Origin of the sequence: Mesorhizobium sp. 1M-11 (assembly GCF_001303895.1) — a bacterium.
GTDB lineage: Bacteria > Pseudomonadota > Alphaproteobacteria > Rhizobiales > Rhizobiaceae > Mesorhizobium.
In genome coordinates this window covers 204,259-221,930 of sequence record NZ_LJSD01000001.1, presented here as the reverse complement: position 1 = coordinate 221,930, position 17,672 = coordinate 204,259, and the positions used below count along the sequence as shown (strand labels likewise).

The window sequence follows — 17,672 nt, the reverse complement described above, 5'->3', positions numbered from 1 at the left end:
GAAATCGTTGCTTCAGCGATATCTCGGTCTGCGTTGAGGGATGGCCGCCGGTCGCGTTTCGCAGAAGGGCACGGGCATTGGAGTGTGTGTCGTGAACGCGGAAAAATTCTTCTTGAAAGGCAGGTGCCTGAAAGCGGCCTGCCTGGTTCTCATCCTTGCGATCAGTGGAACGGCCGGTGTTCCGCTGATAGCGCCAGTTGTCCAGTCGGCGAATGCCGCCTCCGTTTCGATGACGGTGCGTGAAAAGCTCACCAGATATGGCGTTTGGCAGATCTCGCGCCGATATGGCGAGGTCTGGGTACCATCCGTCGCCACCACATGGCGGCCGTATACGGTTGGCCGCTGGCTATGGACCGATGACGGGTGGTATTGGGAATCCAGCGAACCGTTCGGCACCGTCGTCTTCCATTACGGACGCTGGGCCTATGACGACGAACTGGGCTGGGTCTGGATCGCCGGCGACGAATGGGCACCGGCCTGGGTCGTCTGGCGCCAGAGCAACGACTATGTCGGTTGGGTGCCGGCACCGCCGCCGGAAGAGCGCGTGGTGTTCCACGACGCATGGTGGTCTTTCGTTCCGATCGTGGCGATCGGCGCGGCCGAGGTCCTGCCGGCGCTGCGTCCGGTCGAAGACAATGTGACGATTGTGCGCAACACCACCATCATCGACCAGCGGGTGGTGGTGAACAATATCTACAACAACTATGGCAGCTCAACCGTTCGGATCGAGAACCGAGCGATTCCGATCAACGCCGGCCCGACACTGGCACGGTTGCCCCAGCCTGTAGCCGCCAAGGTCCAAGCGGCCAACATCGTGCCACCGGCCAAGGGATCGCTGGCACCGGCCAAGCTCGATGTCTCGAAGGCTCATGAGGTCAAGGTCAGGGCCGTATCTCTGCAACCGGGACAGCCCCTACCTTTGCCAGGTAAATCTGCCGCGCCAGCCGGTATTGCACACGCTACGGCAAATCCCACAGCGCCAACCAAACCCGATAACGTGACTGCCGGCAGGTCGCCCGCAGTTACCCAACTGGTGGTGCCGCCGAAATCCAAGGGAAGCCCAGCGGCGAAGGGGGTGCAACAATCGCCCAAGAAGCCATTGCCGCCGGTAGCGGGAGCCGGCTCAGGAAAGCCCGGGATCGAAGGAAGCATCAACGAGAAACAGGCCCGGCCGCAATCAGTTCACACGAACAACGCGCCACGTAGGCCGAGGCCACCAAATCCAGCGATCGCGCAGCGCCACCGCATCAACGCGGCCGTTGTGCAAGAAGGTGCTCACCCACAGCACCACCCGGCGCCTGCTCGGGCGATGCCTCAACACCAGACTGCTCATATGAATGCGCCGCGCCGACCACAGGTTGTTCCGCACAAGCCTGCCCCCGCCGCGCGCAAGCTCAGCAAATGCGATCCGCACGATCCGCATTGCAGGGCACGAGGCTGAGCGTCGCAAAAACAGCTTGCTAGTGTTCGCCGCAATCGGTCGTTTTGAAGCGATTGCGGCGAATGCCGCGCCAGCACTCAGGGTGCCCCATGGCGATCTTGAAAATCAGCGTGATATCCCAGTTGACAGCGCTTCGTGCTTGCACCTATTGTCCGCCACGATGAACAAGACGGTACTCATTCTCGTAGGAAGGCGCGTGGGCAAGGCGGTGTAACCGCCGGGCAAAGGCCTCCCATGCGCAACACACAGGCTCCCTCGGGGGCCTTTTTTATTATTCAAAACATGACCAGACGACCAGCAAGAGCTTGAAAAAGCAGGAAAAGACGGAACCGGATCTATGAGCAACGGACAAAGCGAGCGGCGCGAGATGACTGGCGCCGAAATGGTTGTGCAGGCGCTGATCGACAACGGCGTCAAGCATCTCTTCGGCTATCCGGGCGGCGCGGTCCTTCCGATCTATGATGAGCTTTTCCAGCAAGACGCGGTCCAGCACATTCTGGTCCGCCATGAGCAGGGAGCTGGCCACGCGGCGGAAGGTTATGCCCGCTCTACCGGCAAGGCCGGCGTCATGCTGGTTACCTCCGGCCCCGGTGCCACCAATGCGGTGACACCTTTGCAGGATGCGCTGATGGATTCCATTCCGCTGGTCTGCCTGACCGGACAGGTGCCGACGTCGCTGATCGGTTCCGACGCCTTTCAGGAGTGCGACACCGTCGGCATTACCCGGCCCTGCACGAAGCACAACTGGCTGGTGAAGGATGTGAACGAGCTCTCCGCCATCATTCACGAGGCCTTCCACGTCGCCACAACCGGTCGTCCCGGGCCGGTCGTCGTCGATATCCCGAAGGACGTGCAGTTCGCGAAGGGTATCTACACGCCTCCACAGACAGCACCACGCACGTCCTATCAACCCAAGGTGCAGGGCGATCTGGAGAAGGTGAAGGCGGCGGTCGAAATGCTGGCTGGGGCCAAGAAGCCAGTCATCTATTCCGGTGGCGGCGTCGTCAATTCGGGCCCGGAGGCCAGCCATCTGCTGCGCGAGCTGGTCGATTTGACCGGCTTCCCGATCACCTCGACGCTGATGGGGCTGGGTGCCTATCCGGCTTCAGGCAAGAACTGGTTGGGCATGCTCGGCATGCACGGCACCTACGAGGCCAACATGGCCATGCACGACTGCGACGTCATGCTGTGTGTGGGCGCCCGCTTCGACGACCGCATCACCGGTCGCCTCAATGCATTCTCGCCGAATTCCAAGAAGATCCACATCGATATCGACCCGTCCTCGATCAACAAGAACGTGCGTGCCGATATTGGCATTCTGGGCGATGTGGGCCGGGTTTTGGAAGATCTCGTGCGGCTGTGGCGCGCCACAGCCAAGGCCGACAAGAAGGCGCTCTATCCCTGGTGGGAACAGATCGCCCGCTGGCGCGCGCGCGACTCGCTCGCCTACAAGCCGAGCAACGATGTGATCATGCCGCAATATGCCATCGAACGGCTCTACGAACTGACCAAGGACCGCGACACCTATATTACCACCGAGGTCGGCCAGCATCAGATGTGGGCGGCACAGCATTTCCATTTCGACAAGCCGAACCATTGGATGACCTCGGGAGGCCTTGGCACGATGGGCTATGGTCTGCCGGCCGCGCTCGGCGTGCAGATCGCGCATCCCGATGCGCTGGTCATCGACATCGCCGGCGATGCTTCTGTGCAAATGACGATCCAGGAGATGAGCGCGGCAGTCCAGTACGAGGCGCCGATCAAGATCTTCATCCTCAACAACCAATATATGGGCATGGTGCGTCAGTGGCAGCAGCTCCTGCATGGGAACCGGCTGTCGCATTCCTACACCGAGGCGATGCCGGACTTTGTGAAGCTCGCCGAAGCCTATGGCGGCCATGGCATCCGCTGCGAAAAGCCCGGCGATCTCGACGATGCCATCAAGGAGATGATCTCGGTCAAGAAACCGGTGCTGTTCGATTGCCGTGTCGCCAACCTGGCCAACTGCTTCCCGATGATCCCGTCGGGCAAGGCGCACAATGAAATGCTGCTGCCGGACGAGGCCACTGACGAAGCGGTCGCCAACGCCATCGACGCCAAGGGCAGGGAGCTGGTCTAAACTTGCTCGCGGCCGGGGACATCGACTGTTCGGCCTTGGCCGCGAACCATTCAACGCATAGGCGGGTGGTGAGGTTAGGCCTTGCCGGTGCAATCATGTTCGCGCTGGCTATGCCAGCCATTGCCCAGCAGGCTGTCGAACCCCCCAAAGAGAAGCAATCCGTCGAACAGACCGCGCCGCGACCGCCGGAAATTCGGGCGGTCGAGACGGCGATCCGCAAATCGGACTTCGCTGATGCGCGCCGCAAGGCGCTGGCGCTGCTTGACGGGAAGTTTGCAAAACGCGATGCAAAGGCGGCCGCTTACGCAGCATATCTCCTGGCTCAGAGCGACATGTATGCAGAGAACTGGGAGGATCTCTACGATACGCTGTTCAAGCGTGCCGATACGGTCATTCGAAATCTTGACCAGCGGCGCGCCGATGAATTCGGGCTGCTTCTGGCTGACGCTGCGGGTCGAACCGGCAAGGTGGACGAACAGGACAGGCTGCTCGATTTGCATGTCGAGACGGTAGCACGGCGCTCAGGGGAGGATTCGCAAGCCGCGCTCAATGCGCGCGTCGATGCCGCTTATTCGCAACTGACGGCCAAGCGCCCCGAGATCGCTGAAAAGCGCCTCTTCGCGACGCTCAACGCCATGGAACTCGCCGGCCGTGCCGACCTGTTCTTTAACACGGTTGGGCAAGCGGGCGAGAATTTCAGGCGCTTTGCCGGTGCCGATACAGCCCAGCGCATCTTTCAGCGTGGCCTCGATTCCAAACTGATGGAGACCGACACAGGGCCGGGCAAGGGCTTCCTGATGTTCAATGTCGGCGTGTTCCTGCGCGGCGACAAGAGTTACGACGAAGCCATCAAGTTCGGCTATCAGGCGCTCACTGTGCTAGCCGATCATTTCGGCATGGGCAGCGTGGAAGCCCTGAACGCCTACGATGGATTGGCTCAGACCATGCATGCTGCCGGCCAGCTTGCTTCGGCCGAAGCGGCCTATCAATACATCTACGAAAACGGCTTGAAGTCGCTGGGCGAAGACAACGCTGATCTATGGCGCATCATGAACAATCGCGCCGCCGTATTGCGCTCCTTAAAACTACCCGCTGCTGCGCTGGAATTCGACAAATATGCCTATGACAAGCGCTACAAGGCGTTTGGTGGTGGCGCGAACGACACGGTGATCTCGGCCATGAATATGGCGCATGATCTGTTCGAGGCTGAGCGCTGGAAGGATGCCAAGGCAGCACTGGCCTCGATCGGGCGCATCGTCGCTCAGCCGGGATTCAATCCCAACTACCGTCGACAGACAGAACGCTGGCAGGCCTACGCGCAATATCGCCTGGGTGAACGCAAATTCAGCAAGAAGGAAATCCAGTCGCGTGACACCACGCAATTCACCGACGGGGCCGATATCGAACAGTCGCTTTCTTTCCTCGGTCTCTATGCCGACGAGGCCGAGAAGATGGGCCGGAACGAGGATGCGGAAGCCTATCGCGAGCACGCAGTCGCCACTGCGCGCGAGCAATTGGGCGAAGCGCATCCCATGACCTTCGAGGCCGAGCTTTTGCTCGCGCGGCTGCAGCAAAAGGCGGATGCCAAGGCCGCGATTGGCACCTATCGCAAGCTCGATGCCGTCATGTTCGATTGGGCGCGTTCGAGTGTTTCTGCTTCGGGCAGCCTGCGCGCAGGGCAGGCGGTGCGCATTCTCGCCGACGATATGCTTGGTTCGCTCGCCGAGTTCGCGACACGCAATTCTGACGCCGCCGAGCTGTTTGCCTCCGCACTGGACAACTGGAAGACACTGACACGAGGCACCGAGCGGCAATTGCGTGTCGAGGCCGAAACGACAAGCGATCCGCAGCTGCGCGATTTGATCAGGGCCTATTTCAGCGACTTCGGACGGTTTCGTGAGATCGTTACGGCCACGCTCTACACCGAGGCGTTGGCGCCGCAACGGCACGCGATGGAGGATGCGCGCAAAGCTCTGAATGCCGCGCTCGAAAAGCGCGGCAGTGCGCCGGTACAGCCATGGATAAAGAGTGCGATCGAAGAAACCGGGCCGGTCGCTAGACCGGCACAGGGCGACGTCATCGTCGATCTCGCCGTTGTCAGTGAGTGGCCTGCGGACCGGGGAGGCAGTCCCAGCAAATATCGGATCTTCGCCGCGATCTCCCGTGCGGACGCCTCTGCGGAAGTCGTCGAGGTCGACGCCTTCGATCCGCGCGACGGCAAGGCCGAGCCAACGAGTGGTTTCATTGAAAAGCTGGCGAAGATTGTCGGCGAGGCGGCGAAAGGTGCCAAGGCGCTCTATGTCATTCCGACCGACTTTCTCTATCCGCTCGACTTCTCGGAATTGCGGTCGACAGGCGGCAAGCGGTTGGGCGAACTGGTTGATGTGCATATCGCTACCAGCCGACAGGCGTATCAATTTAGGGCGAAGGAAGACCGTCCCTCTGCGGGTGACGGCATCCTGCTTGCCGGCGGCCTGGCCTACAATGATGACGGCAGCACCTATCTACCCGGCTCACGCGACGAAGTTGAAAAGATCGCCGCGATCGCCCGTGGAAAGAACCTTGTCGTTCGAGTTGCCGAAGGCAAGGATGGTAGCGAAGCTGCGATGCGTGCGGCAACTGGCGGCAAGGCGATCCTGCATTTCTCGACGCATGGCTTTTTCATGCGCGGCGAAGGGTTGTCGGCTCGCCTGATGAATGCCGGTTTCGAGCTCTCGGGCGCCAAGCTTTCCGATGAGCCGATGGAAACCGACGACGACAACATCGTCTATGCGCGTGAATTGCTGAGCTGGAATCTCAGGGCTTCGCAACTCGTCGTCATTTCCGCCTGCGATACCGCCCTGGGCGACATCGGTGTAACCTCCACGGTGCGTGGCCTGCCGCTGGCGCTATCGGTGGCTGGGACGCGGCGCACGCTTCTGACCGTCGAAAAGGTCGACGACGCGGCGACAGTACAATTTATGGCACGCTTCTATGAAAACCTACTTGGAGGCGACCTCAGCTATGGCGACGCCTTCATCAAAACCAAGCGCGATGCCTGGGCCGGCCAAATCGATGGTTTCCCGGCGGCCCTGACCAGCGCTTACATCCTCTTCGAACATTGATAAATACCGGCAACAACCGGGCAGACACAGGACAGGACAATGACACAGCACCTTCAACCCACCGGCTCCGCTTACTTCATAGCCAAAGAGACGGAAAAGCCGGAAAACCATACTTTGTCGGTGCTGGTCGACAATGAGCCGGGCGTGCTTGCCCGAGTTATCGGCCTGTTCTCCGGACGGGGCTACAACATCGAAAGCCTGACCGTTTCGGAGACCGAGCACGAGAAACATCTGTCGCGCATCACGATCGTGACGCGCGGCACGCCGCATGTGCTGGAGCAGATCAAGCACCAGCTCGAGCGCATCGTGCCTGTGCATCGCGTGGTCGATCTGACAGTGCGTTCGACCGAACTCGGTCAGGAACGGCCGATGGAGCGGGAGCTCGCCCTGGTCAAGGTGGCGGGAACCGGCGACAGCCGCGTCGAGGCACTGAGGCTGGCGGATGCTTTCCGCGCCAGCGTGATCGACGCCAACACCGAACATTTCATCTTCGAGATCACCGGCAAGAGTTCGAAGATCGATCAGTTCATCGCGATCATGCGGCCGCTCGGCCTTGTTGAGATCTGCCGCACAGGGGTGGCGGCAATGAATCGCGGTCCTCAGGGAATGTGACCCGCCGCTGCCGCGGCATTGTCACCGAGACAACAATTTTCGTGACTTGGACCGGGGAAAAGGTCAACTAGCCTGACCTTTTGCCCGCGCCATACCTGAACGATCGCAATGTCTTTCGACGCTTTTCTTGCTCTTGTCGTCTATGCCTTCGTGACCTCTGTCACGCCGGGGCCGAACAACTTCATGCTTCTGGCCTCCGGCGTGAATTTTGGGTTTGCCCGCAGCATTCCGCATATGATCGGCATCAGTATCGGTTTTCTCATATTGGCACTTGCCGTCGGTCTTGGACTGGGCACGGTGCTGACGGCATTCCCGGCGCTGCATACGGCGCTGAAGATCGCAGGCGGTGCGTATCTGCTTTACCTTGCCTGGAAGATAGCGATGTCGCGCTCGATGGGGAGCGGTGGCGAGCAGAAGGCACGCCCGATGACACTGCTCGAAGCGGCGGCGTTCCAGTGGGTCAATCCCAAAGCCTGGGTGATGGCGGTGACTGCCATGGCGGTCTACACCAATCCCGACAGGCCGTTCCTTTCCGTGGCGGTGATTGCCATCACCTTCGCCATCGTGAACTTGCCCACCATCTCGGGCTGGGCGGGCTTCGGCGTGGCGTTGCGCGGCTTCCTGTCCGATCCCGTCAAGTTGAAATGGTTCAACATCGTCATGGGTTTGGCGCTTGCCGCAACGCTCTGGCCGATGCTGCGCTGAGGCGCCGATCACGCCGCCGTGAATTTGTGCAGCGCATTAAATCTTTGTAATGAAGGCGTTTTGACCATTTTCAGTCGCGAAGTTGCGCTATCTTAGCTTGAGATTCATCGCGCACGACCTCATTCGACGAGGTGCATACGGATGCGCCGGGGCCGGCAGGCAAGGTCCTGACCTTAGATCGAGAGGGCGCATTGACGGTTCGCAACAAAGCACTGATCGGGCTCATCGGAGGCGTCGTTGTCGTCGCTGCGGGTGCCTATCTGTGGCCCGCGGGGGCATCGAAGGTCTGGCAGGCGCTGCCGTTCGGTGAAAAGGAAATCGCGGCCCAGGCGGCGACTGAGAACAAAGGTGATAGCAGCCGCGCGCAAGGCGGCGGTCGTGGTGCCGTCACTGTCGCGACCGCAACGGCGAAGGTCACCGATTTCCCAATCCAGCGCTATGCTATCGGCTTCTTGGCCTCGCCCGCGGTGGCCAACATCAATGCGCGCGTCGCCAGCCAGGTCATGACCATTGCTGTCGAGGACGGTCAGATGGTCAAGCAGGGCGATGTCTTGATCACGCTCGACAACCGGGCGCTGAACGCGCAGGTCGAGAAGGACAAGGCAACGTTGGCGAAAGACCAGGCGCTGGCCGCCAGCGCCGCCGCCGACCTAGAGCGGGCCAAGAGCCTGCTTGCCAGGCAGACCGGCACACAGCAGGCTTATGACCAGGCCTTGGCGGCTCAGAAAGCTGCACAGGCGACGGTGGCTGCCGACCAGGCGGCTCTCGATGCCGATCTCGTGCAACTGGGCTACACTACGATTACTGCACCGATTTCCGGACGACTTGGCGCCGTCAGCGTCAGTGTCGGTGATCTGGTGACGGCCGGCGGCGCTACCGGTACGGGGGCAACGCCCCTGGTGACGATCACTGAAATGGATCCGCTGCGCGTTGCCTTCAACCTTCCCGAGGCCGATCTTGCCTTGCTGCAGCAGGCGACGGCCAAGCCCGGTTCGGTTTCGGTGACGCTGCACAAGGACGGCAATCCGGCATCGATCGGGTCCGGCACGGTCGATTTCGTGAATTCTGCGGTCGATACGGCATCGGGTACCATTACTGCGCGGGCGACCGTGCCTAACGCCGATCTCAAGCTTTGGCCCGGTCAATATGTGAATGTGACGGTCAATGCCGGTATGATGCCGCAGGTGGTTACCGTGCCGACGCAGGCCGTGCAGCCGAGCCAACAGGGCTCGTTTGTCTATGTCGTGAAGGCCGACAACACGGTCGAGGCACGGCCGGTGAAGGTGGCGATAAGCCATGAGAACGACAGCGCTATCGCAAGCGGGTTGAAGGACGGCGAGAAAGTGGTGGTGGACGGCCAGTTGAGCCTCAAGCCGGGAACCGCCGTGCGTGAAACGGACAACGGCGGGACGGGCGAGAGCAAGTCTCCGAAAGCGGCCGGTAAGGCAAACGGAAACGAAACGGCGGGCTGACCGACGATGATCTCCGAATTCTGCATCCGCAGGCCCGTCGCGACACTGTTGATGTCGATCGCACTCATTCTGGGCGGTCTGTTTGCCTATAAATTCCTGCCGGTCGCGGCCCTTCCAAGCGCCGAGTTCCCGACCGTCAATGTTTCAGCTTCGCTGCCGGGCGCATCGCCCAATGCGATGATGACGTCAGTCGCCGTTCCGCTCATCAAGCAGATCGCCACCATCGCCGGCGTCGATTCGATTTCGACCACCAATTCTCTCGGCTCGACCTCGATCGCTGTGCAGTTCGCCTTGAACCGCGACATCGATGCCGCTGCGGCCGACGTGCAGGCTGCGATCGCGCGAACGCAGCGGCAATTGCCGCCGGAAATGACTTCGCCACCAAGCTACAGGAAGGTTAATCCGGCCGATGCGCCGATCCTTCTAATGGCGCTGACCAGCGATACGGTGCCGCTGACCGACCTCGACGCCATCGCCCAGAACGTGATTTCGCCTTCGCTGTCGACCATCGACGGTGTCGCCCAGGTCATGGTCTGGGGTTCGAAAAAATACGCTGTGCGCATTCAGATCGACCCGACGGCGCTGGCCGCGCGCGGTATCTCGATCGACCAGTTGCAGGCAGCGGTGCAGTCGGCCAACAGCAACGCGCCGGTCGGCGTGCTGCAGAACAGCCAGCAGCAGCTCACCATCACCACCAATACGCAGTTGCAGGACGCGGACGCCTTTTCCAAGATCATCATCGCGACCAAGAACGGCAATCCGGTCCGTCTCGGCGACGTCACGCGCGTGATCAATTCCGTGCAAAGCACAACTTCGGCGTCGTGGTTCGACAAGTCACGCGGTATCATCCTGGCCGTGCAGCGTCAGCCCGACGCCAACACGGTCGCGGTGGTCGATCGCGTCAAGGCGATGCTGCCGTCCTTCGAAGACCAGATGCCGGCGGCTGCTTCGATCCAGCTGATGAACGACCGCTCGACCTCGATCATCGCTGCCGTCGATGACGTTCAGTTCACATTGCTGCTCACCATCGGGTTGGTCGTGCTGGTGATCTTCGTCTTCCTGCGCAGAGTGACGGCGACGATCATCCCGGCCGTGGCGGTGCCGATCTCGCTGATTGCCACGCTCGGCGTGATGTTCCTGCTTGGCTTCTCCATCGACAACATCTCGCTGATGGGACTGACGCTTGCGGTCGGCCTCGTCGTCGACGATGCGATCGTGATGCTGGAAAACATCTATCGGCATATGGAGGAGGATGGTCTGCCGGCCTTCCAGGCAGCCGTGAAGGGCTCGCGCGAGATAGGCTTCACCATTCTCTCGATGTCGATCTCGCTGGTAGCGGTGTTCATTCCGGTGCTTTTGATGGGCGGCGTCATCGGCCGTATCTTCAACGAATTCGCGGTCGTGGTGACGGTGGCGATCCTTGCGTCGATGTTTGTGTCGCTGACATTGACGCCGATGCTGTCTGCGCATCTCCTGACGCTGCCGAAGGGCCACAAACCCGAAGGGCAGGGCGGGGAGCACCAGCATGGCTGGTTGACGCGCGTCTATGACCGGGTGCTCACCTGGTGCCTGGCGCACCACTTCATCGTGTTTCTCGTTTTCCTCGGCACCGCAACATTGTCGGTCTGGCTGTTCACCGTCTCGCCCAAAGGTTTCCTGCCGCAGGAGGACATTGGCCAGATTTCCGTGTCGACCCGCGCGCGCCAGGACATCTCCTTCGACGCGATGGTGAAGCTGCAGGCCCAGGTCGCCGAGGTTTTCGAGAAATCGCCCTATGTAGCGCATGTCACTTCCACGGTCGGTGGCGGTTTCGGTTCCGGTGGACTTAACCAGGGGTCGCTGTTCGTCGAGCTGAAGCCGAAGAGCGAACGGCCCGAAATGACGGACGTGATGGCAAGCCTCAGGCGTCCGCTGGCGGACGTTCCCGGCATCAGCACCTTCATGCAGCCGGTGCAGAACCTGCGGCTCGGCTCGCGTTCCTCCGCCAGCGCCTATCAGCTGGTCGTCCAGGGTCTGAAGACCGACGAGACCAATGATTGGGCCCAGAAGCTGACAGAAGCCATGCAGGCCGATCATTCTGTGTTCGCCGACGTCAACAACGATCTGCAGAACACCGCGCTGCAAGCATCCCTGATCGTTGATCGCGACAAGGCGGCGACACTGGGCATCGACACCAATACGCTGCTCAACAGCCTCTATGGCGGTTTCGGCACTGACCAGGTGACGACCATCTTCGGTGCCGCCGACAGCTATCAGGTCATCACCGAACTCGATCCGAAGATCGACTGGTCACCGGAACGCATGCTGTCGATCCAGTTCCGCACGTCCAGCGGCTCGCTGGTCCCGCTCGGCGCCTTCGCCCGCGTCGACCGCACGGCAGGGCCGCTTACCATCAACCAGCTCGGCCAGCTGCCGGCGGTGACGATTTCCTACAATCTGCCGCAAGGCGTGTCGCTCGGCGATACGGTGACCCGTATCGAGGCGCTGAAAGCCGAGATCGGCGTGCCGAAGACGATTGCCACCTCGTTCTCGGGCACGGCCAAAACCTTCCAGGATTCACTTGCCAATCAGGGATTGCTGATCGCCGGTGCGATCCTGACCATCTACATCGTGCTCGGCATGCTCTATGAGAGCTTCATCCATCCGCTGACCATCCTGACCAGTCTGCCTTCTGCCCTGCTCGGTGCGGTGCTGTCGCTGCGGCTCGTCGGAATGGACGTCTCGGTTATCGCCGTTATCGGACTGCTGATGCTGATCGGCATCGTCAAGAAGAACGGCATCATGATGATCGACGTGGCATTGGTGCTGCGTCGCGAGGGACGAAGTGCGCGCGACGCCATCCACAAGGCCAGCGTCATGCGTTTCCGCCCGATCATGATGACGACGCTTGCCGCCATCATGGGTACGTTGCCTATTGCCATCGGCGAAGGCGCCAGCGCGGAGCTGCGCCAGCCGCTCGGCGTGGCTGTGGTCGGCGGCCTGATGGTCTCACAGGTGCTCACCCTGTTCGTCACGCCCGTGATCTATCTCTACATGGAGTGGCTGTCGCAATGGCTGCTGGGCTTTGTCCGCAAAGGCAGGAAGCCCGATCTTCATCTGGTTGAAGGAACAGCACAGCCTTCACTATTCGACGAGAACAAGGATCGTCAGGTCGCGGCCGAATAGGTTACAGACTGTTCGCAATCAGTTGAATTGCCGTCTCCCTCAATATGAATAATGTGCCGCTCGTCTGGCGTCGGGCGAGGGGACGATGCGGCCGTGGGGCAAGCCCATGGTTTGCGGCGTCAGAGCCACCATCAATCCATTCATCCAAGGGAAATTTTCAATGACCAAAGTGGCCGTACTCGTCGGCAGCCTGCGCAAGGACTCGTTCAACCGCAAGATCGCCAAAGCGCTTGCCGCGCTGACGCCAGGTCTCGACTTCGACTTCCTCGATATCGGTGCCGTCTCCTTCTACAATCAGGATTTCGACACGAATCCGCCAGCCGATTGGGTTGCGTTCCGCAAGCGTATCGCCGATGCCGATGCCGTGTTGTTCGCCACCGCCGAATACAATCGCTCGGTGCCGGGTGTTTTGAAGAATGCGATCGACGTTGCCTCGAGGCCCTACGGCCAGGGCGCGCTGAACGGCAAGCCGGCGGGCATCATCTCCACCTCGATCGGCGCCATTGGCGGCTTCGGCTCCAACCACCATCTGCGTCAATCGCTGGCGTTCCTGAACATGCCGGTGATGGGCCAGCCTGAAGCCTATATCGGCGGTGCTGCCAGCCTGTTCGACGAGGCCGGCAACCTGACCAATCAGGGCACCAAGGATTTCCTCACCGCTTTCGGCAAGGCGTTCGAGCAGCATATTGCGCTGCACGCCAAGAAATAAGCGCTTCTCGAAGCGAAAAAGAGGGCCGGATGCGCAGGTGTCCGGCCTATTCTTTCGGTGCGTGCGGCAAGCGCATGGAATGGCTTGGGATAGCCGGCGCTTTCCTTGCTGACAGGCGCGCCTCGGTCGCCTGCCTCTTCGTCAGTGCTACGTCCTTCAACAGATGCGCGTCCAAATCGCGCAGCACCTCGCGTTGCCCTAGCCGTGACGATGGGGACTGGGCGAGATAACGCAGCAGTTCGAGGAAGGCGGCGCAGACGGGCATGGGAATCTCAGCGGTTATCGTTCGCCATAATCGCGCGATGCAAACTGCAAAGGAATTCTTGCATGGCTGATACAAAGTATTAGAGTTTCTTTGTATGCGAGGACTGAAGCTCGACCAGTTGCAAACCTTTCTTGATGTTGTCGAACTGGGCAGCTTCTCAGCTGCGGCTCGAAAGCAAGGGCTGACGCAACCTGCGGTCAGCCTGCAATTGCGAGAATTGGAAAAACGGCTTGGATTGAGGCTGATCGAACGCATCGGTCGTAAGGCGCAACCGACGGCAGCCGGTATTGAGCTTTCTCTTCACGCAGAGAAGATTGGCGCTGTGGTGGATGCCGCGCTGGATGCGATGGCCGGGCATGCCAGTGATCAGCCCGGCCGTGTCCGTATCGGCACCGGCGCCACGGCCAGCATCCATCTTTTGCCACCGGCGTTGAAGGCGCTGCGAGAGCGCTTTCCCACGATGGAGATCGCAGTCAGCACCGGCAACGCGGCAGCGATCGTCGAGGCCGTGCAGGAGAACCGCATCGACATCGGGCTGGTGTCCTTGCCGGTCTCTGGCCGGTCGCTCGATATCACGCCTCTGGTCGAGGACGAATTCGTTGCCGTCTTTGCCTCGGGTGCGCCAATACCGGTCGAAATGACACCCGAAGCCCTTTCCGCCTTGCAACTGGTGTTGTTCGAGACGGGCGGCAATGCCTATCGCCTTGTCGAGGGCTGGTTCGGTGCTGCCGGTATCCGCATGAAGCCGGCCATTTCGCTGGGCAGTGTCGAGGCAATCAAGGAACTGGTGGCGGCCGGGCTGGGCTGCGCGATCCTGCCCCGGCAAGCGGTGGGCAATGAACGCGATGCCAAACGTTTCGGCATCAAACCGCTGTTACCGTCGCTTTCGCGTACTCTGGCCATGGTGCTACGCACCGACAAGTTGCGCGACCGGGCGCTGCGTGAAACCGTGAAGGCTTTTGAAAGACTAGCAAAGCAATAGCCGTTGGCAGCTATCTGCCGATGGGGGCTTGCCGTCGGCGACAGAATCTCCTTTGTCTCGGCCATGGAACTTTCACCCCAACAGGATGAGGCGCTGAAGGCAGTTGCGCGCTGGTTGAAGATCGGCCAGCCGCAGGTGTTTCGTCTGTTCGGTTACGCGGGCACCGGCAAGACGACGCTGGCGCGTTATTTCGCCGAACATGTCGATGGTCAGGTGCAGTTCGCGGCTTTCACGGGCAAAGCGGCGCAGGTGTTGCGTTCGAAGGGGGCGGTAAATGCTCGCACCATCCATTCGCTGATCTATCGGCCACGCGGCGAAGAGGCCGTCGAGGACGAGACAACCGGCAAGACCTCGATCAATCCGACTTTCTCGCTCAACCGCCAGAGCCCGATCGCCAAGGCGGCGCTCGTCATCATCGACGAATGTTCGATGGTGGACGAACAGCTCGGCCGCGACCTGCTTTCCTTCGGCACACCCGTTCTGGTGTTGGGTGATCCGGCGCAGTTGCCGCCGATTTCCGGCGGCGGCTTCTTCACCGAGCATGAACCGGATTACCTGCTCACCGAAATCCACCGGCAGGCACGCGACAACCCGATCATCCGGCTGGCACTCGACGTACGCGAAGGACGCGAGTTCATGCGCGGCGACTATGGTGCTGCCCAAGTCATCGGCCGTGAGGACGTCAACCAGGATCTGGTGCTGAAGGCTGACCAGGTGCTGGTCGGGCGCAACCAGACGCGGCGGCGCTACAACCAGCGTCTGCGTGAGCTGAAGGGTTTTACCGCGGACTATCCACAGGCGGGCGACAAGCTGGTCTGCTTGCGCAATGACCCGGCCAAGGGCCTGCTCAATGGTTCTTTGTGGAAAGTGATGACGTCCTCACGTGAGACGGTGAAGCCGGGTATCAACCTGCTGGTCTCGCCGGAAGAGGACGATCCCGACCGTGGCGTCGCCAAGATCAAGCTGCTGAAGGCCGCTTTCGAGAATCCTGAAGAAGAGATTTCCTGGCAGCAGAAGAAGCGTTTCGACGATTTCGACTTCGGCTATGCGCTGACCGTGCACAAGGCGCAGGGCTCGCAGTGGAACGAGGTCGTACTCTTCGATGAGAGTTTTGCCTTCAAGGACACGCGTCAGCGCTGGCTTTATACCGCGATCACCCGCGCCGCCGAGCGGCTGACGGTGGTGCGGTAGCAGAACGTCAGCGCTCCACCTCCTTAGCCGGTTGACGGCCAATTCGGATTGGGCGTCGATATCCGCCTGTAGACCGTATGTAGCAGGCGGATCGTTCTAATCCGTTATCTCGAACAACAGCGCAGTTGCATCGTCGCTTACCTTGAAGCGTGGATATTGCTGTCCGTCGGGATCCTCTTCGCGTTCGATCCGACGCAATTCGCTCATCAACGTGGCCAGACCACGTTCTGATGCAGCCTGGATCAATCTGGCGCTGTCGTAGCGGGCGTATTTGTCGGCCAGGGCTGAAAAGCCGTCGGTGCACAAAAGCCCGCGCGCCGGCAGGGCAGGGCTGAACTTGCGGATGGAAAGATGAGCAGCCGCTTCGGGCGCACTACCCAGCGTCCACACCGAGCCGCCTGGCTGGTTATGGCGTGCTCGCGATCGACGCAGGGCTTCGCGCACCACCGGTTCCTCGGCAAGCGAGCGCCAGGCGGTCAAGCCGCCGGCCTGCGCCACGGCGCGGCGTGCGCCTTCGCTTTCGGCTTTGCTGTAGTCTTCGTTGGTTTCGATAGCCGTGCCATCCGCGCCGGACAGGAACAGCCTGCAGTCGCCAAGGCCATAGACGGCCAGTTCCTGGTTCTCCATGCGCACCAGTTGGAAGCTCGCGGTCGGTAGCGCCCAGGCTTCGATTGTCTCGCCGGCGGACGCTTCGACGATTCGTTGCCGGACGCGGGCGTTCAAATTGCGAACAACATCGGCAATCGGGTTGGCCAAGCCGACTTCTGCTTCAAAAACCTGTGTTGCGAAGGTTGCGAGCCATGCCGCATCCGATGTGGCGTCGAGCAGCGGCTTGCCACCCAGTCCGGTAGCGCCGTCGATGACGAAGGCGCAAGATGTGTTGCCGCCGGCGGTATCCTCGTTGCGGCGGGCTGCATTGCCGGGATCGGAAAGCAAATCGAGAATGCGCAGCATCGGCATGGGTGTCCTTCGGATGTTGCCCATCTTGCCTATCCGGTCACGACACGCAATCGAAGCCGCCGGCTGGAACAGCCAAAAAGGATGTTTGTTTCGACGTCGCTGGGCTATAGCTTCTGCCGCCCGCAACAGCCCAAGGCCGACCATGCCAGCCAAGCTTTCCGTGAATCTCAACGCCATCGCGCTGCTGCGCAACCGCCGCGATCTGCCTTGGCCGAGTGTGACTGGTCTGGGCCGCATCGCGCTTGCTGCCGGCGCACACGGATTGACCGTGCATCCGCGTCCGGACGAGCGCCATACCCGCCATTCCGATTTGCCGGAGCTTCGCGCGCTGATCGACGACGAGTTTCCCCGCGCCGAATTCAACATCGAGGGATATCCCACGGAGGAATTCCTCGAGCTTGTGGAAAAGAACCAGCCCGAACAGGTGACTTTGGTGCCGGACGATCCTGCACAGGCGACCTCGGACCATGGTTGGAACTTCGTCGGGCAGGCCGACTTTCTCGAACCGATCGTCAGGCGCCTGAAGAAAGGCGGCTTCCGTGTTTCGTTGTTTTCTGATCCCGATCCCGCTGGCGTGATGGTTGCGCGTGATATCGGTGCTGATCGCATCGAGCTCTATACCGGCCCCTATGGTGGTTATCATTCTGATTCGGGAAAAGCCGCCAAGGAATTGGAAAGGCTTGGAAAAACGGCAGACGCTGCAATATCTGCAGGCCTTCAGGTCAATGCCGGTCACGACCTTGTCGTCGCGAATCTGCCGCCATTGCTGAGGCGCATTCCAGGGTTGGCGGAAGTCTCTATCGGACATGGCTTGACAGCCGATGCGCTGGAGTATGGCATGGCAGGTACGATCGGGCGGTTTCTTAAGGCGTGCGGGTGGTAGAGGTTTTTTCGAACCCGCGAATATCAGCGTCATGACGCCGGGGCACTTGATATTGCATTGCGGC

Annotated in this window: 12 protein-coding genes; 11 read left to right on the top strand and 1 reads right to left on the bottom strand. The window is 60.8% G+C overall.

Annotated elements, in window-relative coordinates:
* Window positions 1-91: 91 nt before the first annotated feature.
* The 10 genes from AO692_RS01010 (at window position 92) to AO692_RS00960 (ending at window position 15,765) form a co-directional block, all read left to right on the top strand.
* A complete protein-coding gene (locus tag AO692_RS01010) occupies window positions 92-1,441 on the top strand; it encodes a DUF6600 domain-containing protein (protein WP_082407181.1) in 1,350 nt (449 codons plus the stop codon).
* 337 nt (window positions 1,442-1,778) lie between these two features.
* Window positions 1,779-3,560, top strand: a complete 1,782-nt coding sequence (locus AO692_RS01005; RefSeq protein WP_082407158.1) for an acetolactate synthase 3 large subunit — start codon at window positions 1,779-1,781, stop codon at window positions 3,558-3,560.
* Between the two features lie 95 nt (window positions 3,561-3,655).
* The gene (locus AO692_RS01000) at window positions 3,656-6,664 is read left to right on the top strand and encodes a CHAT domain-containing tetratricopeptide repeat protein (RefSeq protein ID WP_054308159.1); all 3,009 of its coding nucleotides are present in this window, start codon (window positions 3,656-3,658) and stop codon (window positions 6,662-6,664) included.
* Window positions 6,665-6,703: 39 nt separating this feature from the next.
* On the top strand, window positions 6,704-7,276 hold the full coding sequence (gene ilvN / locus AO692_RS00995; RefSeq protein ID WP_054308158.1) for an acetolactate synthase small subunit: 573 nt from the start codon (window positions 6,704-6,706) through the stop codon (window positions 7,274-7,276).
* A 108-nt stretch (window positions 7,277-7,384) separates the two neighbouring features.
* Entirely contained in the window at window positions 7,385-7,981 is a 597-nt protein-coding gene (locus AO692_RS00990) for a LysE family translocator (RefSeq protein WP_054308157.1), read from the top strand.
* Between the two features lie 191 nt (window positions 7,982-8,172).
* Complete coding sequence (locus AO692_RS00985; RefSeq protein WP_054308156.1) at window positions 8,173-9,453, top strand: efflux RND transporter periplasmic adaptor subunit; 1,281 nt, start codon at window positions 8,173-8,175, stop codon at window positions 9,451-9,453.
* Between the two features lie 6 nt (window positions 9,454-9,459).
* Window positions 9,460-12,618 carry an efflux RND transporter permease subunit gene (locus tag AO692_RS00980; RefSeq protein WP_054308155.1) on the top strand — a complete coding sequence of 1,053 codons (3,159 nt, stop codon included), beginning with the start codon at window positions 9,460-9,462 and terminating at the stop codon, window positions 12,616-12,618.
* 160 nt (window positions 12,619-12,778) lie between these two features.
* Window positions 12,779-13,327 carry an NAD(P)H-dependent oxidoreductase gene (locus AO692_RS00975; protein WP_054308154.1) on the top strand — a complete coding sequence of 183 codons (549 nt, stop codon included), beginning with the start codon at window positions 12,779-12,781 and terminating at the stop codon, window positions 13,325-13,327.
* 359 nt (window positions 13,328-13,686) lie between these two features.
* Complete coding sequence (locus AO692_RS00965) at window positions 13,687-14,574, top strand: LysR family transcriptional regulator (RefSeq protein ID WP_054308152.1); 888 nt, start codon at window positions 13,687-13,689, stop codon at window positions 14,572-14,574.
* 63 nt (window positions 14,575-14,637) lie between these two features.
* Window positions 14,638-15,765, top strand: coding sequence for an ATP-dependent RecD-like DNA helicase (locus AO692_RS00960; protein ID WP_054308436.1), 1,128 nt, complete (start codon window positions 14,638-14,640; stop codon window positions 15,763-15,765).
* A gap of 96 nt (window positions 15,766-15,861) precedes the next feature.
* Here AO692_RS00960 and AO692_RS00955 read toward each other — a convergent pair whose 3' ends face one another.
* Entirely contained in the window at window positions 15,862-16,749 is an 888-nt protein-coding gene (locus AO692_RS00955; protein ID WP_244483218.1) for a hypothetical protein, read from the bottom strand.
* A gap of 118 nt (window positions 16,750-16,867) precedes the next feature.
* Between AO692_RS00955 and AO692_RS00950 the strand changes: the two genes are divergently transcribed.
* Window positions 16,868-17,608, top strand: a complete 741-nt coding sequence (locus AO692_RS00950) for a pyridoxine 5'-phosphate synthase (protein ID WP_054308151.1) — start codon at window positions 16,868-16,870, stop codon at window positions 17,606-17,608.
* The last annotated feature ends 64 nt before the right edge of the window (window positions 17,609-17,672 follow it).